Annotated in this window: 1 protein-coding gene; it reads left to right on the forward strand. The window is 43.7% G+C overall.

Features of this window, described 5'->3' with window-relative positions:
• Positions 1-554: alpha/beta fold hydrolase (locus R7O13_RS29860; protein ID WP_318305593.1), on the forward strand; the 554-nt coding region annotated here is incomplete at both ends.

The following is a 554-nucleotide window of genomic DNA, read 5'->3' on the forward strand; positions in this document are numbered from 1 at the left end:
TGACATGGCACAAGATGTCGCGACGCTTCTTCAGCACTTAAACGTAGAGCCATCGATAATCGTCGGCCATTCAATGGGTGGTAAAGTCGCGATGAAACTCGCTGATATAGCACCAAATCTTGTAAAACAGTTGGTCGTATTGGACATGGCTCCAGTAGCTTACCAGACCAATCGTCACGACAACGTATTTGATGGTTTGCTGGCCGTTATCAAAGAAAAACCTGCGAACCGTCAACAAACGTTAGAAATCTTAGCTCAACACATTGAGATGGATGGCGTTAGACAATTTCTCTCAAAATCTCTGTTTAAAAATGAAGACCATATGGCTTGGCGATTTAACGTCGACAGTTTATTAAGTAACTATGCTGAGATCATTGGTTGGCAAGATATTGCTCCTACCGAGATCCCGACACTCTTCATTAAAGGCGGAGATTCGGACTACTTAATGCCAGAGCACCAACCGTCAGTACAACGACAATTCAAACAAGCTAAAGCACACATTATTGCCAACACTGGCCATTGGTTACACGCAGAAAAACCTGCTGAAGTGATGC

The sequence above is a fragment of the Vibrio sp. Y176 genome, assembly GCF_033438945.1.